We start from the raw sequence: 23,902 nt of genomic DNA, 5'->3' as shown, positions 1-23,902 counted from the left end.
GGCGGGACGACTACGACGCTAGGAACCGGCGGGCCCCGCCACGAGCGCACAAAGAGCGAACCTGCGGCGTTGCATCCTTCGATGCAAGGGCCGCTCGGGCGGTGCCTGGGACGGTCAGTCCGGCAGATCGACGATGCGGTTCTGGTAGGCCCAGACCGCGGCCTGCAGCCGGGAGCGGACGCCGAGCTTGGGCAGGATCCGGGCCAGGTGCGACTTCACCGTGGACACCTCCAGCACCAGCGCCTGCGCGATCTCGTCGTTCGACATTCCCTGGGCGAGCAGCAGCACGATGTCGAGCTCGCGGGAGGTGAGCAGGTCGGTGCCGCGGGCCGCGGTCACCGGCTGGGTGCGCCGGCGGCTGACCACCTCGCTGAGCACCCGCTTGGTGAGGGTGTCGCCCAGGGTGCCGTTGCCGGCCGCCACCGAGCGCACCGCCTGGACCAGGACGGCCGGGTCGGCGTCCTTGAGCAGGAAGCCGGAGGCGCCGGCCTCGAGGGCACCGAAGAGGTAGTCGTCGATGTCGAAGGTGGTGAGCACCAGCACCGGGATCGGGTCGGCGACGTCGGGGCCGCACAGGGCGCGGGTCGCGGCGATGCCGTCCATGCCGGGCATCCGGATGTCCATGCAGACCACGTCGGGCCGCAGTCGCCGGGCGGCCTCGACCGCCTCGTGGCCGTCGGCCGCGGTGGCGACCACGTCGATGTCCGGCTCGGCGCCGAGCAGCGTGGACAGGCCGGCCCGGACCAGGGGCTGGTCGTCGGCGACGACGGTCCGGATGACGGGGCCGGTCGTGGCGCCGGTGTTGCGCTCGCTCATGTGGTCTCCCTGGGCAGTCGCATGGTCACCTGCCAGCCGCCGTCGTTGGTCGGCCCCGCCTCCAGCTGGGCGCCGGTGAGCTGGGCGCGCTCGTGCATGCCCAGCAGGCCGAACCCGGTGCCGCCCCGTCGCTCCGGTCGCCCGGTGCCCGGGCCGTTGCGGACCGTCACCTGGACCGCGTCGGCGGGGCGCGCGTCGACGGTGACCTCGCAGACGGCTCCGGGGGCGTGGCGGCCGGCGTTGGCCAGGGCCTCCTGGACCGCACGGTACGCCGCGAGCTGGGCGAGCGGGCCGACCTCGCGGCCCATCGCGTCGGCGTCGCCGAGCACGGTGAGGCCGACCTGGCGCCCGGTGGCGGTGACGTCGGCGACCAGGTGGGCGACGCCGGCCAGGGTCTCGGGTCGGGGCTCGGCGGCGGTGTCCCCGTCGCGGAGCAGGCCGACCAGGCTGCGCAGGTCGCGCAGCACCACGGTCGTCTGGTCGCGGACCTGGTGCACCGCCTGCTTCGCCCCGCCGGGGTCGGTGTCGATCTGCCGTTCGACCGCGGCGGCCAGCACCGCGATGCCGGTGAGGTGGTGGGCGGCGATGTCGTGCAGCTCGCGGGCCATGTCGGCGCGCTCGCGCGCGATCGCGGCCTGCACCAGCGCCTCCTGCTCCCGGGCGAGGGCGCGCACCTGGTCGGCCCGGGCCTCGCGGGTCTCACGGCGGGCGGTCATCCAGGTCGCGGCCAGCAGGGTCAGCCCGACGGTGCCCAGCCCCTGCGCGAGCGGGCCGCCGACCGCCTCGTACCAGGGAGCGTCCAGGTCCCGGGCGACGACGATGCCGCCGATCGCCATCGCCGCGGCGACCACCGCGAGCGGCCAGGCGATGCCCCGGACCGGGTGGGCGCTGGCCGCCAGGTAGACCCCGGCCACCACGGCCAGCGAGGTCAGGCTGGTCGCGTCGAGTGCCCCGGCCACCGCCATCACGGGGATCGGCAGGCCGACGCCGAGCAGGGCCGGCACGGGTCGGGTGCGGGCCCAGGTCAGGCTGGCCGCCTGCACGGAGAGGGCGGCCGCTGCCACCCACCAGGCCGCCTCACCTGGCGACGGGAGCGTCGCGGGCGTTTCGCCGACTGCCGTGACCACGGCGAGGAGACCGAGCGACAGGACGCCGCAGACCAGCGACACGACGGCGGGCGAGCGGCTCAGCGTCTCTCGCGACACACCCACCCCTTCGCCGTCGGATCAGCGCCCCCGAGGGCGGCGCGGGTCGAGCGTAACGAGCCCGCGCGGACCCATTGATTGTGACCTGGCTCACTGGGTACGACGACGGGCATGAAGCGCCACCTGCTCGGGACGGCGGCCCTGGCTCTCACCGCCACCACGACGATCGTCACCGCGATCGCTGCGACCATCACGCCGCCCATCACGCCCCTCGCCACGGCGGCCACTGCGCCACCCGACCGTGGCGCGAAGTCGACCTGGACCGAGGGAGACAAGACCGGGTTCGGCACCGCGCGGGCCAGGTCCAGCAACGTCTGGTTCACGCTCCAGGGAGGGCGGATGAGCGAGGTGTTCTATCCCGATCTCTCCACGCCCAGTGTCCGCAGCCTGGAGCTCGTCGTCACCGACGGGGAGACGTTCACCGACCGCACGTCGGTGCACACCGACACCTCGGTCACCCGGCCCGATCCGCGCAGCCTGCGGTTCACCCAGGTCAACATCGACCGGGACGGCCGCTACGAGGTCGTCGAGGAGTACGTCACGTCGCCGGCCTCGGACAGTGTGGTGGTGCGGGTGCGGCTCGCCTCGCTCGACGGGGGCGACTACCGCCTCTACGCACTGCTGGATCCGGCGCTCGACAACAACGGGCTGGACGACCGGGCGCGCAGCAAGGGGCGGGGCCTGCTCGCCACCGACCGGGGGGTCTCGTCGATGCTCCTGGCCGAGCCCTCGCTCGGGAAGCGGTCCAGTGGGCTGGCCGGCACCCGCACCGACCCGTGGCGCGACCTGCGTGACGACCACGCCCTGAACCGCAGCGACCGCCGGGTGGGCCCGGGCAACGTGGTGCAGCTGGCGCGGGTGCGCGGCACTGCGGGTGAGCAGCCGCTCGAGGCGACGCTGCATCTCGGTCTCGGACGCACGCCTCGCGCCGCCGCCGCCCACGCCCGCGCCGCCCGGTCGACCGGCTGGGACGCCCTGAGCGCGGCGTACGACCAGGGCTGGGACGGCTACCTGGACCGGCTCCGGCCGGTGCCGGGCAGCGCCGCTGCGGTCGAGGAGGAGTACCTCGCCTCGGCGCTGGTGCTGGCCGCCGCCGAGGACAAGCTGAACCGGGGCGCGCTGGTGGCCTCTCCCTCGGCGCCGTGGGTGTGGGGTGACGAGGTGGAGGACCTCTCCTCGCCCTCGGGCGCCTACCACCTGGTGTGGTCGCGCGACTCCTACCAGTTCGGCACGGCGCTGTGGGCGATGGGCGACCGGGCCGCCGCTCGGCGCAGCGTCGACTGGCTGTTCGGGGTGCAGCAGAGGCGCGACGGGTCGTTCCCGCAGAACTCGACCGTCGACGGCACCCCGGTCTGGGGAGAGCTACAGCTGGACGAGGTGGCGTTGCCGATCGTGTTGGCGGGGCTGGTCGGCAAGCGTGACGACCGCACCTGGCGCGGGGTGCGGAAGGCGGCCGAGTTCATCGTGGGCTTCCGTGACGAGGAGACCGGGCGCCGGGCGCCGTACTCGCCGCAGGAGCGGTGGGAGAACCAGTCCGGCTACTCGCCGAGCACCATCGCCGCGCAGGTCGCCGGCCTGGTGGTGGCCGCCGACATGGCCCGCGACCGGGGCCGGGAGGTGCTGGCGAAGCGCTGGCTGGAGAAGGCTGACCGCTGGCAGCGTCGGGTCGAGGGCTGGACCGTCACCGAGACCGGCCCGCTCTCGGACGACCCGTACTTCCTGCGTCTGACGAAGAACGGCAAGCCGGACACGGCGAGCCGCTACCCGATGGGTGACGGTGGCCCGAGGTCGATCGACCAGCGTGCGGTGGTCGACCCGAGCTTCCTCGACCTGGTCCGGCTGGGTCTCACCGCCCCCGACGACCCCGAGGTGCTCTCAACGCTGCCGGTGATCGACGCCGAGCTCGGGTTCGACACACCGAACGGCCGGTTCTGGCGCCGGTTCAGCCACGACGGCTACGGCGAGACCCGCGACGGCGGCCAGTGGGAGATCACCGACTCCGGCACCTTCACGACGCTCGGCCGAGGCTGGCCGCTGCTGACGGGGGAGCGCGGCGAGTACGCCGTCGCCGCGGGCGAGGACGGCGCGCCGTACCTCGCCGCGATGGCGGCCGCGTCGTCACCCAGCGACATGCTCTCGGAGCAGGTGTGGGACGGCCGCCCGCCGACGGGCGAGGCCTGCTGCCCGCTTGGCGAGGGCACACGTGCCGCTACGCCGCTGGTCTGGTCGCATGCGGGGCTGGTGCGGCTCGCGTGGACCATCGAGCGGGGAGAGCCGGTGGACCGGCAGTCACTGGTGGCCGACCGCTACCTACGGTGACCGGATCAGCCGGTCGCGAGGGTCCCGGGATCGCGTCAGCGAGGATGGGCGCCGTGACGCGCCCTCGGAAGCTCCCGCGACTACTGGCGTGGCTCTCGCCGGCGTTCGGGCTGTGCCTGGTCGTCCTCGTCTACCGCGCGACCTACGAGAGTGAGGACGGCCGCTATGCCGGGGCCGAGCCGGCCCTGGCAGGGGCTGCCGTAGCGGCCCCCTTCTTCGCCCTGTTCTGTGCCCAGGCCGGTTGTGCGCTGGCGATGAGCCTGTCGAGTTCTCGGCGCGGGCAGGCCGCGTGGGCAGGCGGCGCCGCCCTGTCGGCGGGCGTCGCTGTGATCGGGGCGGCGCTCATCCTCTGAAGAGGGGCATTGCCGGTCTAGGTTCGGAGTCGGGTGAAGGTGACGGTGCCGTCGGGTGCCCAGGCCTGGTCGTAGTCGCTGTCGTGGGCGCGGTGGTGGTGCCAGGGGCACAGCAGGGCGCCGTCGGCGAGGTCGGTGCGCCCGCCCTTGACCCAGGGGTTCTTGTGGTGGGCTTCGCACCATGCGGCGGGGACGGTGCAGCCGCGTGCTTGGCATTGGTGGTGGGCCAGGCCCATCGCGATGCGTTGGGGGCCGGTGAAGAGTCGCTGGTTGCGGCCCAGGTCGAGGACCTGGGACTCGCCGTCGAGAACCGCGGGCAGGAGGCTGTGTTCGCAGGCCAGGCGGCGGAGCTGGCTGATGGAGATCTGGTCGCCGGTCGAGAGGCCGGCGGCGCCCAGGTCGTCACGGAGCTTGTCGTGGTCGATGGTGGCGACGACCTTGACCGGGGTCCGGCCTTGGGTGGGGAGCCGATCGGTGGGGATGTGTTCCACGAGGGCACTGAACGCGAGGCCGAGGAGTTGGTCGTGGGGGATGCGTTCGCCGGTGTCGGGGTCGGTCCTTGGTAGCCCGTCGGCAACTTCCTGGTGGTGGTCGAGTCGGGGGCTGGTGTAGGCGTGGAGGGCGGTCTTGAAGATCGCGGCGACGGCGTCGGGGATGTCGGCGACGATGCGGGTGCGGCCGTCACCCAACGGCTTGAACACCAGGCGCGTTCTGGCTCGGGCTGCGCGTTCTTCGTCTTCGAGGCGTTTGCGTTCTTCTTCTTCGGCGATGTCGGGGGCGACGACCTCGAGGATCCGGCGGCCCAGGATGCGCAGGTCGCGGGGGTTGTGGAGGCCGGCCAACCGGACGAGCTCGGTCTCGGCGGCGGCGAGGACCTCGGCGCCGACGCGGCGAGGGAGCTCGTCGAGCGCTCGGGTGATGACGGTGACCTGGTTGCGGTTCACCGCACCGGTCGCCCATCCGGAGGCGAGGGTGGCGTACTTGCGGTCGAGGGTCTTGGCGAGCTTCTCTTCGGCGGCGCAGGAGGCGGGTTCGTCGCGGGTCTGGGTGGCGAGCCAGGAGGCCACGGAGCGGGCGCCGCGGTCGTCGGCGAGGTCACCGGAGGCAGCGATCACTCTGGCCTTCAGCGCGCCCAGCTGCTCTTGAGCCTGGGCCAGCTCGATCAACACGTCGGCTTTGGTGTCGATGGGCAGCCAGGTGGGGTCGAGGTCGACGACGTCGGCGAGCGCCGCGGTGATCGCGGTGGCGCATGCCTGGAGCGGATGCTCCCGTGTGTTGGTCGTCGTCATGACACTACGTTAAGGGCGACCACCGACAGTCGTGTTCGTGCAGGTGTTCGATCTGTGGATGAGGTTGTGTGATGCTCGGTTGTGGATGGTGAGGGTCTCGGCAAGCTCGACCACCGGGCAGGCCACGGACGGCGGAGAGGATGACCCGGTGAGTCCATTCCACGACGACGAGCTGTCGATCGACGTCTCGCTGGCGCGTCGCCTGGTCGACAGGGCCTTCCCCGAGTACACCGGTCACGAGCTGACGCCCGCTCGAGACTCGGGTTCGTCGAACGCCCTCTTCCGCCTCGGGGACGACCTGCTGGTGCGGATGCCACGACAACCGGGCGGCGGCGAGACCATCGACAAGGAGGCACGGTGGCTGCCCTTCGTGGGCTCTCACGTCACAGCCTCGGTCCCGACCATCCTCGGCGTCGGCGAGCCCGACCTCGGCTACCCCGAGCGCTGGGCGATCACGCGCTGGCTCGACGGTGCGAGTGCGACACCTCCAGTGCCGGGGGTGGGCACTCACGCGCCACTGGGGTTCGCCAGAGGCCTCGCACGGTTCGTGATGGAACTCCGGGCCATGAGCGTGCCTCCTGAGGCAGCAGACGACGAGACCCTGCGGTGGTACCGGGGGCGACCGCTGGGCACTCTCGACGATGACTTCCGCGAGGCTGCGGCGGAGTGCCGGAAGCTCGATCTGACCATCGACATCGACGAAGCGCTCCGGGTCTGGGATCGCGCGGTCGCGGCCTCCCCAGCCGCAGATGAGCGCAACTGCTGGTTCCACGGGGACCTGCTGGCCGAGAACCTCCTGGTCGACGATGCGGGCCGGTTGGCAGGCGTGCTCGACTTCGGCGGCCTGGGCATCGGCAACCCGACCGTGGATCTGATCGTCGCCTGGGAGGTTCTCGACGAGGAGGGGCGTCGCGAGTTCCGGAGGGCGCTCGACGTCGACGACGCCACGTGGACAGCCTCGAGGGGTTGGGCGCTGCTCATCGCCCTGATCACCTTCCCGTACTACGGCGCCAGCATGCCGCGCCGCTGCGCAGACCGGCTCGCGATGGCGCAGGCGGTGATCTCGGCCGCCTGAAGTTGGGCCCGGCGCTTCACGGTCGGGGCAGCGGCCCCGAGGGGTGGCGGGCTTCGAGCTGCTCCTCGGCCTCCGGCTCTGACCGAGGGGCCGGGGCCGGGGCCGGGGCCGGGGGGTCTACCACCACCTCCAGTACGCCGACCAGCCGCAGCACCCGCGCCGCGACCCGATCGACCTGCCAGGAGCCCCCGCGGACGCCGATCACGGCTGTCGCCTGCTGCTCCCGGCCCACGGAGTAGCTGAAGTGGTCGACCTCGTGCTGGCCCAGGGCGGCCACGATGCGCCCGAGCATGGCGTTGCCGTCGTGCGCCCGGACGTGGAGTCGGGTCGACATGGGCAACCCTCCTCCGGTCGTTGGCTCGGGGCACGCGCCTGCGGGCGCGGAGATCCCGGCCACCGTAGGTCCCGCCGTCGCGCGGAAGTTCGTCAGATCCGATGGCCCGGACCATCACGCATTGTCCAGTTCGACGAACACGGCGCCCGCTTGCGCTCCTAGCGTGTCGGGGCATGACCACCCTCGAAGACACCCGGGCCTGGGTCGACGACCGGCTCCCGGCTCTCCTGGAGAAGTACGGCGTCCCGGCCGCTGCCTGGGCCGTCCTCAAGGACGGCGAGGTCGTCGACGGCGCCGCCGGCCTGCTCAGCACCGCCACCGGCGTCGAGGCCACGCCCGACTCGCTCTTCCAGATCGGCTCGATCACCAAGCTCTGGACGGCCAGCCTGGTGATGCAGCTGGTCGACGAGGGCCGCGTCGACCTCGACGCCCCCGTGCGCACCTACCTCCCGGAGTTCCGGATCGGCGACGAGGCCGCCGCCGCGCAGATCACCACCCGGATGCTGCTCCAGCACACCGCCGGGTTCGAGGGCGACATCTTCGCCGACACCGGCGTCGGCGACGACTGCGTCGAGAAGTACCTCGGCGTCCTCCACGAGGTGCCGCAGCTGTTCCCGCCCGGCGAGCGGTTCTCCTACAACAACGCCGGCTACTGCGTGCTCGGCCGGCTGGTCGAGGTCGTTCGCGAGAAGCCGTACGACGCGTGCCTGCGCGAGCACCTCTTCGCACCGCTGGGCCTCAGCCACGCCGCCACCGGTCCCTACGAGGCGATCCTGTTCCGCGCCGCGGTCGGCCACATCGAGCTCGAGCCGGGAGCCGGCCAGCAGCCCGCCCCGATCTGGGCGATGGCCCGGTCGAACGCGCCCGCCGGCTCGATGCTCGCGATGCGCCCCCGCGACCTGGTGGCCTTCGCCCGGATGCACCTCGAGGACGGCCGCGCCGCGGACGGCACCCAGGTGCTCGCCCCCGGCACGCCGGCGCGGATGCAGGCCAAGCGCGTCGAGCTGCCCTACCTCGGCGTGATGGGCACCTCGTGGGGCCTGGGCTTCGAGCGCTTCGACGTGCCCGAGGGCGACGTCATCGGCCACGACGGCAGCACGATCGGGCAGAACGCGTTCCTGCGGATGGTGCCCGAGGCCGGGCTCGCCGTCGCGCTGCTCACCAACGGCGGCGACGTCGTCTCGCTCTACCACGACCTGGTCGGCCACCTCGTCGAGTCGCTCAGCGACACCCACCTGCCCGGCCTGCCCACGCCGCCGCAGCAGCCGGAGCGCATCGACGCCTCCCGCTTCGTCGGCACCTACTCGGCCGAGGTGATGGACCTGGTCGTCAGCCAGGACGACGACGGCCGGGTCTGGGTCGACACCATCCCGAAGGGGCCGCTGGTCGAGATGGGGGAGAGCCCCGACCGCAAGGAGCTGGTCGCGTTCGGCGACGACAGCCTGATCCCGGTCGAGCCGGAGCAGGGGATGCACCTGCCGCACGCGTTCGTCGGCGACGACGGCGCCGGCCACGCCCTCTACCTCCACGTCGGCCGCGCCATCCGCCGCGCCGGCGCCTGACCCACCACCGCGACCAAGGGACCCGTCCATGAAGCAGGCCATGAAGCTCCCCGTGAAGCTCCCCGTGAAGCTGACCTCCACCGCTCTCGGGCTCTGTGTCACCGCCGCCGTCCTCGCCGGGTGTGGTGGGGGCGACGACCCGAGCGGCTCGGGTCCGGACGCCGGGGGCGACGTCGTCGACGGCGGCACGTTCACGCTCGGGGTGTCCTCCGACCCCGGCAACCTCGACCCGCAGATGTCGGCCGGCAGCGCCCTGTTCATGGTCACCCAGTTCGCCTACGACCCGCTGGTCAGCGTCGACGGCGAGACCGGTGAGATCAAGTCCGCGCTGGCCACCTCCTGGGAGACCGAGGGTGAGACCACCACGCTCACGTTGGGCGAGGGCATCACCTGCGCCGACGGCACCGAGCTCACCGCCACCGACGTCGCCGACAACCTCAACTTCGTCGCCGACCCGGCCAACAAGAGCCCGTTCCTCGGCACCTTCCTGCCGGCCGGCTCCAGCGCGGAGGCAGACGACACGGCCCGCACGGTCACGCTGACGCTGAAGTCGCCCGCCCCGTTCGTGCTCAACGGCTTGGCCAGCCTGCCGATCGTCTGCCCCAGCGGCCTGGCCGACCGAGAGGCGCTCGCGCAGGGCACGGCCGGCACGGGCCCCTATGCGCTGACCGAGGCGGCGCCCGGCGACCACTACACCTACCAGATCCGCGAGGGCTACACCTGGGGTCCGGACGGCGCCACCACGGCCACCGAGGGCATGCCCGACACCGTGGTGGTGCAGGTGGTCGAGAACGAGTCGACCGCCGCCAACCTGTTGCTCTCCGGCGGGTTGAACGCCGCGCAGATCGCCGGCCCGGACGCCGTGCGGCTCGAGAAGTCCGGGCTGTTCTACGCCGAGACGCCGGCCCTGGCCGGTGAGCAGTGGTACAACCACGCCGAGGGACGGGTCACCAGCGACCCCGCGGTGCGGATGGCGCTCACCCAGGCCCTCGACCTGGCCGAGCTGCAGCAGGTGATCACCGCCGAGCAGGGCGGCCCGGCCACCGTGCTCGCGGTCAACGAGCCGGTCTCGTGTCCCGGCGACTCGGTCTCGGGAGCGCTGCCGCCGCACGACCCGGACGCCGCGGCCCAGCTGCTCGACGACGCCGGCTGGACCCGCGACGGCGACGGCGTCCGCACCAAGGACGGCCGCCCGCTCGAGGTGGTCTTCCTCTACCAGAACAACCTCGGCAGCAGCGGTGACGCGGCGGCCGAGCTGACGGTGCAGCAGTGGCGCGAGGTCGGCGTCGACGCCACCGCCCGGGCCCAGAACGAGGGCACGCTCACCGGCACGATCTTCGGGGCCGGCGACTGGGACGTGGCCTGGGTCTCGCTCAACGTGAACAGCCCCGACCAGCTGGTGCCGTTCCTCTCCGGCCCGGCGGCACCCGACGGCACCAACTTCTCCGCCATCGACGACCCGGCGTACGAGGCTGCCGTGCAGGAGGCCATGGCGCTGCCCGGCACCGAGGGCTGCGACGCCTGGCTCGAAGCCGAGGCCGGCCTGATCGCGAACGCCGACATCGTGCCGTTCGCCAACTCCATGGTCCGCACCTTCGGTGCGAAGGCGCAGTTCGAGACGCCGGGTCAGCTGGTCCCCACCAGCATCCGGATGATGGCGAAGTAGCGGCGATCGCGTGACGACGGCGAACTCGGCGGTCGCCTCGACCCCCGCCACTCCCACCTCCGGCCCCCAGGCCGGTCCAGGGGGGCGCCTCTCCTCGGCCCTCACCCACCACTGGGTGCGGTTCGCGGTCCGGCGCCTCGCGCGGCTGCTGGTCTCGGTGTGGGTGCTGGTCACCGCGTCGTTCCTGATGATCCACCTGATCCCCGGCGACCCGGTGCGCGGGGCGATGGGGCCGACCGCGCCCGCGGAGCTGGTGGCGGCCCGGCGGGAGGCGCTCGGCCTCGACGACCCGCTCTGGGTGCAGTACTGGGACTACCTGCGGGGCCTGGCCACCGGCGACCTGGGCACCTCGCTGATCTCCCAGCTGCCGGTCGCCGACGTGGTCGCGCAGCGGCTCCCGGCGACCGTGTCGCTGGCGGCGCTGGCCTTCCTCGCCGCGGTGACGGTCGCGGTGCCGCTCGGCGTGACCATGGGGGTGCTGACCCGCCGCGGCCGCGGGCGGCGTACGGAGCTGGCGTTCACGACCAGCAGCGTGGTGCTCGCGACGGTCCCGGACTTCCTGCTCGGCGTCGGCCTGGTCTACGTCTTCGGCGTGCAGCTGGGCTGGCTCCCGGTCGCCGGCAACGTCGGGCCCGAGGCCTACCTGCTGCCGGTGCTCTCGCTGGCGGTCGGGCCTGCCGCGATCCTGGCCCGGATCATCCGCGTCGAAATGGTCACCGTGCTCGAGGCCGACTACGTGCGGACCGCCCGCGCCAAGCGGCTGCCGGCCCCGCGCGTCTATCTCGGCCATGCCCTGCCGAACGCGCTCACCGCCGCGCTCACGCTCGGCGGGCTGATCCTCGGCGCGATGGTGGCCAGCACCGTGCTGGTCGAGAACGTCTTCGCCTGGCCCGGTCTGGGCAGCACGATCGTGTCCTCGATCCTCAACAAGGACTACCCGGTCGTGCAGGCGATCGTCCTCGTGTACGGCGTGGGCGTGCTGCTGGTGAACACCACCGTCGACGTCGTGCTCGCCCTGCTCGACCCGCGCTCGATGATCCGGGAGGACTGACGTGGCCGCGCAGAGGACCCGGCAGCCGACCCGGCGCTGGCGGCAGGTGGTCCGCACCCCGCTGGGCGCGGGGGCGAGCCTCCTGATGGCGCTGGTCCTGCTGCTCGCGCTCGTCGCGCCGATGCTGTGGACCGACCAGGCGGACGCGGTCGACACCGGCAACATCCTGGCCGGACCGTCGGCGGAGCACTGGGCCGGCACCGACAACCTCGGCCGCGACATCCTCTTCCGCTCGCTCGTCGCCGCCCGGCTCTCGGTCGGCCTGGCCCTCACCGCCACCGCGATCGCGATCGTGCTCGGCCTGCTGCTCGGCACCGCCCCGATGCTGCTCGGACGCCGCCTCGGCCGGCTGGTGACCGCGTCGGTCGACATCGCCGTCGCGTTCCCCGGGCTGCTGCTCGCGCTGTTCTTCGCGGTCATCTTCGGGGTGGGCGCGCGGGGTGCGGTGCTCGCGATCGGCATCGCGGGGGCCCCGAGCTTCGCCCGGCTCGTGCACACGCTGGTCGCCGGGGTGGCCGCGCGCGACTACGTCGCCGCGGCGCGGGCCGCCGGGGTCGGCCGGGTGCGGGTGCTGCTGCGCCACGTGCTCCCGAACATCTCCGAGCCACTGATCGTCAACGCCACCATCGGCGCCGGCGGTGCGCTGCTGTCGTTCGCCGGTCTCTCGTTCCTCGGGCTGGGCGTCCAGGCGCCGCAGTACGACTGGGGGCGGCTGCTCTTCGACGGCATCGGCGCCCTCTACGTCAACCCCGCCGCCGCGCTGGCGCCGGGACTGACCGTGCTGCTGGCCGGCCTCGCCTTCAACCTGTTCGGCGAGTCGGTCGCCAAGGGCCTCGGGGTGGCCACGCTCGGTCACCTGCCCGAGCGCAGGAGCGCGGGCCCGGCCACCTCCGGCCCACCCACGATCCGCGCCGAGGAGCCGGTGGTCGCCGGCGACGACGAGGCCCCGGTGCTCGACGTGCGCGACCTGTGGGTGAGCTTCCCCGGTGCCGACGGCCCGGTGCAGCCGGTGCGCGGCGTGAGCTTCGCCGTACGCCGTGGCGAGGCGGTCGGCGTCGTGGGGGAGTCCGGCTCGGGCAAGTCGCTCACCGCGTTGGCCGTCTCGCGGCTGATCGAGGAGCCGGGTCGCGTCGAGGCCGCCCGGCTGCAGCTGCTCGGCGCCGATCTGCGCACCGGCTCCGAGCGTGCCCAGCGGCAGCTGCTCGGCACGTCGCTGGCGATGGTCTTCCAGGATCCGATGACCTCGTTCAACCCCACCCGGCGGATGGGCGGCCAGCTGGCCGAGGTGGCCCGCCAACACCAGGGCATGACCCGCCGCGACGCCTTCGGCCGGGCCGTCGACCGGCTCGCGGCCGTGCGGATCCCCGAGGCGCGGCGGCGCGCCGGGCAGTACCCCCACGAGTTCTCCGGCGGGATGCGCCAGCGGGCGATGATCGGCATGGGGCTGATGGGCTCGCCCGCCCTGATCATCGCCGACGAGCCGACCACCGCCCTCGACGTCACCGTGCAGCAGCAGGTGCTCGACCTGCTCCAGGCGATCCGCGAGGCCGACGACGTCGCGCTGGTGCTGATCAGCCACGACGTCACCGTGGTCGGCGAGGTGTGCGACCGGGTGCTGGTGATGTACGCCGGCCGGATCGTCGAGGACCTCGCGGCCGCCGACCTGGCCACCGGCGCCGCCCACCCCTACACCCGGGCCCTGGTCGCCGCCGTCCCCGACATGGAGACCGACCTCGAGCAGCCGCTGGCGGTGGTCCCCGGCCGCCCGGTGGCGCCCGGCGAGGTGCCGGCCGGGTGCGCGTACGCCGCCCGCTGCCCGCTGGCCGACGACCGCTGCCGGGCCGAGGACCCGCAGCTCGCCTCGTTCGAGACGCCGGACCACCGGGTCGCCTGCTGGCACGCCGGCGAGCCGATCCCGGTCGACGGGCCCCGCGAGCCGGCGCCGGTGGACCCGGTGGAGCTGGTGGAGGTGGACGCGCCGTGAGCACGCCTCGGCCCACATCTCAGAGCGCCCGGCCGACCGGACGGCCGACCGCGGAGCTGCGCTTCGAGGACGTCACCGTCCGCTACGGCAGCGCCCGGCGCGGCCACACCGCCGTGGACCGGGTCAGCCTCACGGTCCCGCCCGGCCAGGTCGTCGGGCTGGTCGGCGAGTCCGGCTCGGGCAAGTCGACGCTCGCCCGGGCCGCCGTGGGCCTGGCGCCGCTCACCGGCGGCCGGGTGCTGCTGGGCGGGGCTCCGGTGCCCACCCGCGGCCGCCGGCGTCCGCTGCAGATGGTCTTCCAGGACCCCTACTCCTCGCTCGACCCGCGGATGACGATCGGCGACAGCATCGCCGAGGCCATCCCGCCGGGACCCTCCCGCGAGGAGCGGCGCGCCGAGGTGGCCCGGCTGCTCGAGCTCGTCCACCTCGACCCCGACCGGGCTGCCGTGCGCCCCGGCCTGCTCTCCGGGGGCCAGCGGCAGCGGGTCGCGCTCGCCCGGGCGCTCGCCGGCGACCCGCAGGTGGTCATCGCCGACGAGATCACCTCAGCCCTCGACGTCTCGATCCAGGGCGCGGTGCTCAACCTGGTCCGCGAGCTCCAGCGCGAGCTGGGCCTCTCGATGCTGTTCATCTCCCACAACCTGGCGGTCGTCCGATACGTCGCCAGCCACGTCGCGGTGATGCGCGACGGCGTGATCGTCGAGGAGGGCCCGGCCGCCCGGGTGCTCGCCGACCCCCACCACGACTACACGCGCGCGCTGCTCGCCGCCGTGCCCGGCACTCGAACCCCCAGGAGGACCCCATGACGACCACGAGGCCCGCGGCGACGACCGCCACGACGACCCGCCGGATGCGCGTCGGCGACCTGGCCGACCTCGCCGTCCCCTCCCAGCCGGACCTCTCCCCGGACGGGGCACGCGTCGCCTACGTGCTGCGCACCCTCGACGTCGAGGACGACCGCAACGTCGACCAGCTGTGGACCGTGCACACCTCCGGCGACCGGCCGGCCCGCCGGCTGACCTCCGGCCCCGCCGACACCGCTCCCGTCTGGTCGCCGGACGGGTCGCGACTGGCGTTCCTGCGAGAGGGCCAGGTGCACCTGCTGCCCGCCGACGGCGGGGAGGCAGAGCGGCTCACCGACCTGCCGCTCGGCGCCGGCGTCCCGGTCTGGAGCCCCGACGGCACCCGGCTGGCGTTCAGCGCCCCCGTCGACCCCGCGCCGCACCAGGGTCCCGGCGCCCCGCCTCTCGTCGCCCGCCGCGTCGACTACCAGGCCGACGGGGCCGGCTGGGTCGGCGCGGTCCGCCAGCAGCTGCACCTGCTCGACCTCGGCACCGGCGAGACCCGCCAGGTCACCGACGGCGACGAGCACGCGGGCCAGGCGGCCTGGTCGCCCGACGGCCACACCCTCGCCTTCCCCCGGCGCGTCGGGGCCGACAGCGACCTCACCGGGCGCACCGCGGTGCACCTGCTGGACGTCGCGGACCCGAAGGCGACGCCGCGGGTCGCCGGCTTCGCCGACGGCCTCGCCGGCACCGTCTCGTTCACCGGCGACGGGAGCAGCCTGCTGGTGGTCGGCCACCCCGACGGTTCGCTCGGCTCCCGGTTCGGCCACCAGCACCTGGTGCGGGTGCCGGTGCCGGGCGCGGCTCCCGCAACGGGCGGCGGCGAGCCCGTCGACCTCACCGGCCACCTCGACCGCAACGTGATGCCGGGTGGGCCCGGCTACCCCGGCGGCCGGCCGCAGGAGACCGCCGACGGACGGCTGCTGTTCTGCGTGCGCGACCGCGGCTGCACCCACCTCTGGTCGCTCCCCGGCCTCGAGGCACCCGGCGCCGACGCCACCCCGGTGCTCGCCGGCGCCGGCCGGGTCGTCTCCGGGCTGACCGTCGCCGGGCACACCGCCGTCGTCGTGCTCGGCACCCCGACCTCGCACGGCGAGCTGGTCGCGCTCGACCTGCGCACCGGCCGCGAGTCCGTGCTCACCGACCACGGCGCCCCGCTCGCCGACGTCGAGCGGTTCCTGCCCGAGGAGCGCACCTTCACGATCTCCGACGGCACCGAGGTGCAGACCTGGCTGGTGCGCGACCCCGGCCTCGACGGCCCGCGACCGCTGCTGCTCGACGTGCACGGCGGCCCGCACAACGCGTGGAACGCCGCCGCCGACGAGATGCACCCCTACCACCAGGAGCTGGCCGCCCGGGGCTGGGTTGTGCTCCTGGTCAACCCCCGCGGCAGCGACGGCTACGGCGAGGAGTTCTTCACCGCCGTCAACGGCGCCTGGGGCACCGCCGACCACCGCGACTTCCTCGAGCCGGTCGACGCCCTGGTCGCCGAGGGCCTCGCGGACCCGCAGCGGCTCGCGGTCACCGGCTACAGCTACGGCGGGTTCACCACCTGCTGGCTGACCGGCCACGACCACCGGTTCGCGGCCGCGGTCGCCGGCGGCGTCGTCGCCGACCTGACCAGCATGTACGGCACCGCCGACGACGGCCCCGCGATGGGCTCCTTCGAGCTCGGCGGCCCGCCCTGGGAGCGCCCCGAGGAGTACGCCGCGATGTCACCGCTCACCCGCGTCCACGACGTGCGCACCCCGACCCTGGTGCTGCACGGCGCCGACGACCGCACCTGCCCGGTCGGCCAGGCCCTGCAGTGGCACACCAGCCTGCGCGAGCGCGGTGTGCCCACCGAGCTGGTGCTCTACCCCGGCGCCGCGCACGTGTTCATCCTGCTCGGGCCGCCCTCGCAGCGCCTCGACTACGCCCACCGGCTCGTCGACTGGGTCGAGCGGCACACCCGGCACGGCGGCCGCCCGAAGCTCGACCTGGTCCACTGGCAGCGGCGACTGTCCCGGCTGGCCGAGCGGCACGGCGTACCAGGTGCGCAGCTGGGCATCCTGCGGCTGCCCGCCCACGGTGAGGGGGAGGACGAGCTCGTGGTGGCGACCCACGGCGTGCTCAACCAGGCGAGCGGAGCGCCGGTGACACCCGACTCGGTCTTCCAGATCGGCTCGATCACCAAGGTGTGGACCGCCACCGTGGTGATGCAGCTCGTCGACGAGGGGCTCGCCGACCTCGACGCCCCGGTGGTCGAGGTGCTGCCCGAGCTGCGGCTCGCCGACCCCGACGTGACCAAGCAGGTGACGCTGCGGCACCTGCTCGACCACACCAGCGGCATCGACGGCGACGTCTTCACCGACACCGGCCGCGGCGACGACTGCCTGGAGCGCTACGTCGAGCTGCTCGCCGAGCAGACCCAGAACCATCCCCTCGGCGCCACCTGGTCCTACTGCAACGCCGGCTTCTCGCTGCTCGGCCGAGTGATCGAGCGGCTCACCGGGCAGACCTGGGACCAGGCGCTGCGCGAGCGGCTGTTCACCCCGCTCGGCCTCGAGCACACCGTCACGCTGCCGGAGGAGGCGCTGCTGCACGCCGCCGCCGTCGGCCACGTCACCCACGAGGGCAGCCGCTCGCTCGCCCCGGTCTGGCAGCTCCCGCGATCGCTCGGCCCGGCCGGACTGGTCACCGCCAACGCCGCCGACGTGCTGGCGTTCGCCCGGCTGCACCTCACCGGCGGCCTCGCCGCCGACGGCACCCGGGTGCTCGGCGCGGACTCCGCGGCGGCCATGGCCGCCCACCAGGCCGACCTGCCCGACAAGCACTCGTTGGGCGACTCGTGGGGGCTGGGCTGGATCCGGTTCGGGTGGGGCGAGCACCGGCTCTACGGCCACGACGGCAACACGATCGGGCAGTCCGCGTTCCTTCGGGTGCTGCCCGACCCCGAGACCGGGGGCGGGCTCGCGGTCGCGATGCTCACCAACGCCGAGAGCAGCCGCGACCTCTACGAGGACCTCTACCGCGAGGTGTTCGCGGAGCTGGCCGAGGTCACGATGCCGCAGCCGCTCACCCCGCCGCAGCCGCCGCTGCCCGACCCCGCCGGCGCGGTCGCGGCGTACCTCGGCCGCTACCAGCGTGCCGGGGTGACCATGGAGGTGCTGCTCGGCGACGACGGCCCGTCGCTGCGCACCACGCTCACCGGCCCGATCGCCGAGATGGTGCCCGACCCGGTGGACGAGCACGCGCTGGTGCCCTACGCGCCCGGGCTGTTCCTCACCAAGCCGCCGGAGGCCGAGACCTGGTTCCCGGTCACGTTCTACGAGCTGCCGAGCGGCGAGCGCTACCTGCACTTCGGTGCCCGGGCCACGCCGAAGGTGGGCTGAGCCGTGACCAGCCTGCCGGGCCTGCTGGCCGACATCCGGACCCTGGTGGAGTGCGAGTCGCCCTCCTCCGACCTGGCCGCGGTCGCCCGCTCGGCCGAGGTCGTGGCCCGCGTGGGGGCGGCCCACCTGGGCCGGGAACCGGAGCGGATCGTGCTCGACGGCGTGACCCACCTGCGCTGGCGGCCGCTCGAGGGTCCGGGCCGGGTGCTGCTGCTCGGCCACCACGACACCGTCTGGCCGCTGGGTTCCCTGGCCGCCCGACCGTGCACGATCACCAACACCAGCCCCGACACCGGCGCCGGCCCCGTGCTGCGCGGACCGGGCTGCTTCGACATGCTGGCCGGGCTGGCGATGGCGTTCCACGCCGCCGTCGGCCTGGAGGGGGTGACGATCCTGGTCACCGGCGACGAGGAGCTCGGCTCGCCGACCTCGCGCGGGCTGGTGGAGGAGGAGGCACGCCGCTGCGACGCGGTCCTGGTGCTCGAGGCGTCCGCCGACGGCGGGGCCCTGAAGACCGAGCGCAAGGGCGTCTCCCTCTACGACGTGGGGGTGCGGGGGCACGCCGCCCACGCGGGCCTGGAGCCCGAGCGCGGGATCAACGCCACCGTGGAGCTCGCCCACCAGGTGCTGGCCGTGACCCGGCTCGCCGACCCCGCCGCCGGCACCACGGTGACGCCGACCCTGGCCGGCGCCGGCACCACCACCAACACGGTCCCCGCAGCCGGGGCCTTCAGCGTCGACGTCCGCGTCCGCACGATCGCCGAGCAGGAGCGGGTCGACGCCGCGATGCGGGCCCTGCGTCCGGTCCTGCCGGGTGCGCAGCTGGAGATCACCGGCGGGCCCAACCGGCCGCCGCTGGAGGCGTCCGCGTCCGCCGGACTGCTCGCCCGGGCGCACCGGGTCGCGGAGTCGCTGGGCCTGGAGCCGCTCACCACCGCCGCGGTCGGCGGCGCCTCCGACGGCAACTTCGCCGCCGGCGTGGGTACGCCGACCCTCGACGGCCTCGGCGCCGTCGGCGGCGGGGCGCACGCCGAGCACGAGCACGTGCTGGTCGACCGGCTCGTCGACCGGACCCGGCTGCTGCGCGGTCTTCTCGTCGACCTGCTCACCGACCCGCCGACCACCGACCGGCCCGACCTGCGCGCGAGCGCGACGGCGACCCGGCCATGACCACCCCCGACCCCTGGAGCAGGACCCACACCGTGCCGCACCCCACCTCCCTGGACCCCCGACCGCCCACCGGTGCGTCTGCCGGGCCACCCCTCGGCCCGGCCACCGACCCGGCCCTCGACGCCGACCTGGCGGACGCCGCGCGGGCCGCCGACGCCGCCGCGTCGGCCGCGGGGGTCACCGTCACCGAGCTCACCGAGCTCGAGCAGCTCGAGCAGGTCGTGGCGCTCTACGCCACGATCTGGGGCCGCTCGGAGAACCCGCCGATGACCATCGAGCTGCTGCGCGCCTTCGCCAAGGCCGGCAACTACATCGCCGGCGCTCTCGACGGGGACCGCCTGGTCGGCGCCTGCGTCGGGTTCTTCCACGCCCCGGCCGACGACACGCTGCACAGCCACATCGCCGGCGTCGCCGGGGGCATGACCGGCCGCTCGGTGGGCTTCGCGCTCAAGCTCCACCAGCGGGCCTGGGCGCTGCGGCACGGCGTCGCCGAGATCGCCTGGACCTTCGACCCGCTGGTCAGCCGCAACGCCTACTTCAACCTGGTCAAGCTGGCCGCCCGGCCGGTGGAGTACCTCCCGAACTTCTACGGCCCCATGGTCGACACCATCAACGGCGACGACGACTCCGACCGGCTGCTCGTGCGGTGGCGGCTGCGCGACCCGGGCGTGGCGCTCGCCTGCGCTGGATCCGGGATGCCGGCCTCGATGGAGGAGGAGGTCCGCGCCGGCGCGGTCATCGCCCTCGGCATCGCCCCGGACGGCGCACCGCAGCCGGGCCGTCTCGACGGCGCGGTGTCGCTGGTCGCCGTGCCGCGCGACATCGCGCGCATCCGGTCCACCGATCCGGCGCTGGCCCAGCGGTGGCGCGAGGAGGTCCGCGCGGCCCTCACCACGCTCCTCGCCGGCGGCGCCTCGATCACCGGCTTCGACAGGGCCGGCTGGTACGTCGTGCGGAGCGCCCGGTGAGCGGGGCAGGCAGGCTCGAAGGCGTCGAGCTGTGCCACGTGTCGATGCCGCTGGTCTCGCCGTTCCGCACCTCGTTCGGCACCCAGACCACCCGCGACCTGCTGCTGCTGCGGGTGGTCACCGACGAGGCCGAGGGCTGGGGTGAGTGCGTGGTGATGGCGAGCCCCCTCTACTCCTCCGAGCACGTCGAGGGGGCCGCGGACGTGCTGCGCCGGTTCCTGGTGCCCGCCCTGGCCGGCGTCCGCGAGGCCACCGCGGTCGCTCCGGCCCTGGCGGCGTTCAAGGGCCACCGGATGGCCAAGGCGGCGCTGGAGATGGGGGTGCTCGACGCCGAGCTGCGCGCCGCCGGCCGGTCGTTCGCCCGCGAGCTCGGCGCCGTGCACGACCGGGTGCCGTGCGGCGTATCGGTCGGGATCATGGACACCATCCCCGCCCTCCTCGACGCGGTCGGCGGCTACCTCGACGAGGGCTACGTCCGGATCAAGCTCAAGATCGAGCCGGGCTGGGATGTCGAGCCGGTCCGCGCGGTCCGGGAGCGGTACGGCGACGACGTACTGCTGCAGGTCGACGCCAACACCGCCTACACCCTCGCCGATGCCCGCCACCTGGCGCGGCTCGACCCGTTCGAGCTGCTGCTGATCGAGCAGCCGCTCGAGGAGGAGGACGTCCTCGGGCACGCCGACCTGGCCAGGCTGATCCGCACCCCGGTGTGCCTCGACGAGTCGATCGTGTCCGCGCAGTCGGCGGCCGCGGCGATCCGGCTCGGTGCCTGCTCGATCGTCAACATCAAGCCGGGCCGGGTCGGTGGCTACCTGGAGGCGCGGCGGATCCACGACCTGTGCGCCGCACACGGCGTCCCGGTGTGGTGCGGCGGCATGCTCGAGACGGGGCTGGGCCGGGCGGCCAACGTCGCGCTCGCGGCGCTGCCCGGCTTCACGCTGCCCGGCGACACCTCCGCCTCGGGCCGCTACTACCGCACCGATGTGACCGAGCCCTTCGTGCTCGACGACGGCCACCTGACGGTGCCGACCGGTCCCGGCCTCGGGGTGGCCCCGATCGCCGAGCGGCTGGAGGAGGTCACCACCGCCACCGAGTGGATCCCCGTCGGCGCCGGGTCCTGACTCGGCGTCGGACCCCGATTAGGCTCGGCGCGTCGCCCGCCCGAGGAGAGCGTGTCGTCCGCCATGAGCACCAGCGAGATCCCGAGCAGCCCGTCGGGCGCCGCGGCCGCGCGGCCGCGGGCCAGCCTGCGCCGGGTCCTCGACGACCTGGGCGCGACGCTGCTGGAGCTCGCGCACGGCGACCCCGACCGTGAGGTGGACCTCGGCGGGGTGGTGATCCACGACCCGGACGACCCGCCGGTGTTGCCCCCGCACTCGTTGGTGCTCGGCGTCGGGGTGAGCGACCCCGACCAGGTCGCCGGGTTGCTCTCCCGCCTGGGGGAGCAGGGGGCGGTGGCGCTGGTGCTGCGGGCCCCCGTGCCGCTGGATCCCGCGGTGGTGGCGGCGGCGGACGCCGCCGGCACCGCGCTGATCGGGTTCCGGCGGGGTGCGCCCTGGGCGCACCTGGCCACGCTGCTGCGCTCGGTGCTCGCGGAGGGTGACGTCGGCCCGGCCGAGCCGGAGTCGCTGGGCGGCCTGCCGTCCGGCGACCTGTTCGCGGTGGCGAACGCGATCGCCTCGCTGCTGGACGCGCCGATCACGATCGAGGACCGCAGCTCGCGGGTGCTGGCGTTCTCCGGCCGCCAGGACGAGGCCGACCCCTCGCGGGTGGAGACGATCCTGGGCCGGCAGGTCCCCGAGCGCTATGCCCGGATCCTCACCGAGCGCGGGGTCTTCGGCGACCTGCTCCGCTCCGAGGGCCCGGTCTTCATCGACCCCGGCAGCGAGCCGGCCGGCGAGTTCACGATGCCCCGGGTCGCGATGGCGGTGCGAGCCGGCGACGAGATGCTCGGCTCGATCTGGGCGGCGGTGCCCGCGCCGCTCAGCGAGGAGCGCACCGCGGCCCTCGTCGACGCGGCCAAGCTGGTCGCGCTGCACCTGTTGCGGGTGCGGGCGGGGGCCGACGTGCAGCGCCGGGTCCGCGCCGACCTGGTCAGCTCGGTGCTCGAGGGCGGCGCCGGGGCGCGCGAGGCGCTGGAGCGGCTCGGCCTGGCAGACACGCCCCTGGTGGTGCTGGGCTTCGCGCTCGCCGAGCCGGCCAGCGGCTCCGACGCGGCCGTCCGGCACGAGCGCGAACGGCTCGGCGACGCCTTCTCGATGCACCTCAACGCGGTCACCAGCCGCTCCGCCTCGGCACTGCTGGGCGGCGTCGCCTACGGGCTCGCCGCCGCGTCCGCCGCGCCGGAGGAGAGCGAGCTGTTCGCCGTCCGGCTGGCCACCGACTTCCTCGACCGGATCGGCGATCGGCTGCGGCCGGTGCTGGCCGTGGCACCGGTGGCGGGCTCGCTGGCGGAGGTCGTGGACGCGCGCCGGACGGCCGACCGCATCCTGCGGGTGCTGCGCGAGGGCCGCGTCGACCGGCGGGTCGCCCGGCTGGCCGACGTCCAGACCGAGTCGCTGCTGCTCGAGCTGCGCGACCTCGCCGCAGCCCGCGGCGAGCGGCCGACGGGGGCCCTGAGCCGGCTGCTCGACTACGACCTCGCCCACGGCGCCAGCCTGGTGCCGACGCTGCGCGCCTGGCTGGACGCCTTCGGCGACGTGGCCGCGGCCTCGGAGGCGCTGTTCGTGCACCCCAACACGTTCCGCTACCGGCTGCGGCGGGTGGCCGAGGTGGGGGAGTGCGACCTGCGCGACCCGCGACAGCGGTTCGACCTGATGCTGCAGCTGGCCCTGCTGCACGACCGGGCTCACTGATCCCCTGGGGGTCCGGCGGGGTCAGCGGGCCAGGTCGAGCAGCCAGGTCGCGACCGGCTCGCCCGCGACGACGGCGGCGAAGAGGCCCAGGTGGTCGACGTCCGGGACCAGCTCGACGGTCGTCGGGTGGCCGGCGTCCTCCAGCGCCTGCGCGAACTGGGAGGTGAGATCGGCGGGCACCACGTCGTCGGCCTCGCCGTGCAGGAGCAGCACGGGTACGTCGGGGCGGAGGTCGGCGCGCCGGACCGGGTTGGCGGCCTCCCAGGTCGCCGGGTCGTCGTCCGGGCTCGAGCCCAGCAGCGCACCGGCCATCTCCGGGACCTGCGCGATGTCGTAGGGACCGGCCAGCCCGACGAGCGCGTCCGGGGCGACGGCGGGCGCCTCGCAGTCGGGGGAGTAGTCGTCGACCGCCAGCACCGCCAGCGCGGCCAGGTGGGCACCCGAGGAGTGGCCAAGCACCGCCACCGGGCCGGCGGCGAACCCCTCGGCACGGGCCCGGTCCACGGCTGCGGCGACGGCACACAACACGTCCTCGACGGGCGTGGGGTAGACGACGTCGTCGTCGACGGCGGCCCGGATCCGGGCGGGGGCCGCGACCAGGCCGGCGACCGCGAGGCTCGCCGCCAGCCCGGCCAGGCCCCCGGGGTCCGCGGTGGTCCACGACCCTCCGGGCACGAGCACCACCAGCGGCGCGTGCCGGAGCCGGCCACCGCCGGTGCCTTCGCCCACGTCCTCGGGCAGGTAGAGGTCCTCGGTCAGCCCCGCGGCGTACTCGACCGGCACCACCTCGAAGCCCTCGGTCGGCACGCCGGCGCCCGGGTCGGGGCTCTCGGCGTCGGCGCAGGCGGCCCCGAAGAGTGTCAGCACCAGCGAGAGGGCGAGCGCGACCGTCCGCCGACGGTCCGGGCCGGTCATCGGGCACCACCTCCGCGTCGCCAGTCTCCGCGGTCGGCGCCCCCGCGCGCCAGGGGCCGAGGTCGGGAGGGGGACGAACCGCCGGTTGGAGTCGCCGGACGGTTGGGCTACCGTGACTCCT

The 23,902-nt window shown here is 74.4% G+C and carries 18 protein-coding genes; 13 read left to right on the top strand and 5 right to left on the bottom strand.

Annotation, left to right across the window (positions count from 1 at the left end; genetic code table 11):
• Positions 1-114: 114 nt before the first annotated feature.
• Complete coding sequence (locus tag D6B71_RS18080) at positions 115-816, bottom strand: response regulator (RefSeq protein ID WP_121257663.1); 702 nt, start codon at positions 814-816, stop codon at positions 115-117.
• A complete protein-coding gene (locus D6B71_RS18075; protein WP_121257661.1) occupies positions 813-2,021 on the bottom strand; it encodes a sensor histidine kinase in 1,209 nt (402 codons plus the stop codon). Before D6B71_RS18075 ends, D6B71_RS18080 begins: the two co-directional genes overlap by 4 nt.
• A 111-nt stretch (positions 2,022-2,132) precedes the next feature.
• On the opposite strand from D6B71_RS18075, the gene D6B71_RS18070 reads away from it, so the two are divergent.
• Complete coding sequence (locus D6B71_RS18070) at positions 2,133-4,340, top strand: glycoside hydrolase family 15 protein (protein ID WP_121257659.1); 2,208 nt, start codon at positions 2,133-2,135, stop codon at positions 4,338-4,340.
• 53 nt (positions 4,341-4,393) lie between these two features.
• Positions 4,394-4,693, top strand: a complete 300-nt coding sequence (locus tag D6B71_RS18065) for a hypothetical protein (RefSeq protein WP_121257657.1) — start codon at positions 4,394-4,396, stop codon at positions 4,691-4,693.
• A 17-nt stretch (positions 4,694-4,710) separates the two neighbouring features.
• On the opposite strand, the gene D6B71_RS18060 is transcribed toward D6B71_RS18065, so the two are convergent.
• Complete coding sequence (locus tag D6B71_RS18060; protein ID WP_121257655.1) at positions 4,711-5,982, bottom strand: HNH endonuclease signature motif containing protein; 1,272 nt, start codon at positions 5,980-5,982, stop codon at positions 4,711-4,713.
• Between the two features lie 148 nt (positions 5,983-6,130).
• Here D6B71_RS18060 and D6B71_RS18055 point away from each other — a divergent pair, with 148 nt between their 5' ends.
• Positions 6,131-7,057, top strand: coding sequence for an aminoglycoside phosphotransferase family protein (locus tag D6B71_RS18055; RefSeq protein WP_164519732.1), 927 nt, complete (start codon positions 6,131-6,133; stop codon positions 7,055-7,057).
• 16 nt (positions 7,058-7,073) lie between these two features.
• Here the strand turns inward: D6B71_RS18055 and D6B71_RS18050 are convergent, their stop codons facing one another.
• Positions 7,074-7,391 carry a hypothetical protein gene (locus D6B71_RS18050; RefSeq protein ID WP_121257651.1) on the bottom strand — a complete coding sequence of 106 codons (318 nt, stop codon included), beginning with the start codon at positions 7,389-7,391 and terminating at the stop codon, positions 7,074-7,076.
• 173 nt (positions 7,392-7,564) lie between these two features.
• Here D6B71_RS18050 and D6B71_RS18045 point away from each other — a divergent pair, with 173 nt between their 5' ends.
• The 10 genes from D6B71_RS18045 to D6B71_RS18000 all read left to right on the top strand — a co-directional run bounded on the left by D6B71_RS18045 (position 7,565) and on the right by D6B71_RS18000 (position 22,866).
• A complete protein-coding gene (locus D6B71_RS18045) occupies positions 7,565-8,953 on the top strand; it encodes a serine hydrolase domain-containing protein (RefSeq protein ID WP_121257649.1) in 1,389 nt (462 codons plus the stop codon).
• A gap of 28 nt (positions 8,954-8,981) precedes the next feature.
• Positions 8,982-10,619: an ABC transporter substrate-binding protein gene (locus D6B71_RS18040; RefSeq protein WP_121257647.1), complete on the top strand. Its 1,638-nt coding sequence runs from the start codon at positions 8,982-8,984 to the stop codon at positions 10,617-10,619.
• Positions 10,620-10,629: 10 nt separating this feature from the next.
• Complete coding sequence (locus D6B71_RS18035; protein ID WP_240641540.1) at positions 10,630-11,670, top strand: ABC transporter permease; 1,041 nt, start codon at positions 10,630-10,632, stop codon at positions 11,668-11,670.
• A gap of 1 nt (position 11,671) precedes the next feature.
• A complete protein-coding gene (locus D6B71_RS18030; RefSeq protein WP_240641539.1) occupies positions 11,672-13,654 on the top strand; it encodes a dipeptide/oligopeptide/nickel ABC transporter permease/ATP-binding protein in 1,983 nt (660 codons plus the stop codon).
• Positions 13,651-14,460 carry an ABC transporter ATP-binding protein gene (locus D6B71_RS18025; protein WP_121257645.1) on the top strand — a complete coding sequence of 270 codons (810 nt, stop codon included), beginning with the start codon at positions 13,651-13,653 and terminating at the stop codon, positions 14,458-14,460. The genes D6B71_RS18030 and D6B71_RS18025 overlap by 4 nt, the downstream gene beginning before the upstream one ends.
• The gene (locus D6B71_RS18020; RefSeq protein ID WP_121257643.1) at positions 14,457-17,873 is read left to right on the top strand and encodes a serine hydrolase; all 3,417 of its coding nucleotides are present in this window, start codon (positions 14,457-14,459) and stop codon (positions 17,871-17,873) included. The genes D6B71_RS18025 and D6B71_RS18020 overlap by 4 nt, the downstream gene beginning before the upstream one ends.
• A 3-nt stretch (positions 17,874-17,876) precedes the next feature.
• A complete protein-coding gene (locus D6B71_RS18015; protein WP_240641538.1) occupies positions 17,877-19,043 on the top strand; it encodes a M20 family metallopeptidase in 1,167 nt (388 codons plus the stop codon).
• Complete coding sequence (locus tag D6B71_RS18010) at positions 19,040-20,011, top strand: GNAT family N-acetyltransferase (RefSeq protein ID WP_240641537.1); 972 nt, start codon at positions 19,040-19,042, stop codon at positions 20,009-20,011. The genes D6B71_RS18015 and D6B71_RS18010 overlap by 4 nt, the downstream gene beginning before the upstream one ends.
• The gene (menC, locus tag D6B71_RS18005) at positions 20,008-21,132 is read left to right on the top strand and encodes an o-succinylbenzoate synthase (RefSeq protein WP_240641536.1); all 1,125 of its coding nucleotides are present in this window, start codon (positions 20,008-20,010) and stop codon (positions 21,130-21,132) included. Before D6B71_RS18010 ends, menC begins: the two co-directional genes overlap by 4 nt.
• 63 nt (positions 21,133-21,195) lie before the next feature.
• Positions 21,196-22,866 carry a PucR family transcriptional regulator gene (locus D6B71_RS18000; RefSeq protein WP_121257641.1) on the top strand — a complete coding sequence of 557 codons (1,671 nt, stop codon included), beginning with the start codon at positions 21,196-21,198 and terminating at the stop codon, positions 22,864-22,866.
• A 21-nt stretch (positions 22,867-22,887) separates the two neighbouring features.
• On the opposite strand, the gene D6B71_RS17995 is transcribed toward D6B71_RS18000, so the two are convergent.
• Entirely contained in the window at positions 22,888-23,781 is an 894-nt protein-coding gene (locus D6B71_RS17995; protein ID WP_121257639.1) for an alpha/beta hydrolase, read from the bottom strand.
• Positions 23,782-23,902 lie beyond the last annotated feature (121 nt).

Source organism: Nocardioides ferulae, assembly GCF_003660455.1.
GTDB lineage: Bacteria > Actinomycetota > Actinomycetes > Propionibacteriales > Nocardioidaceae > Nocardioides > Nocardioides ferulae.
Note: the sequence above shows the minus strand (reverse complement) of the source record. Positions and strands in the feature narration are given on the sequence as shown.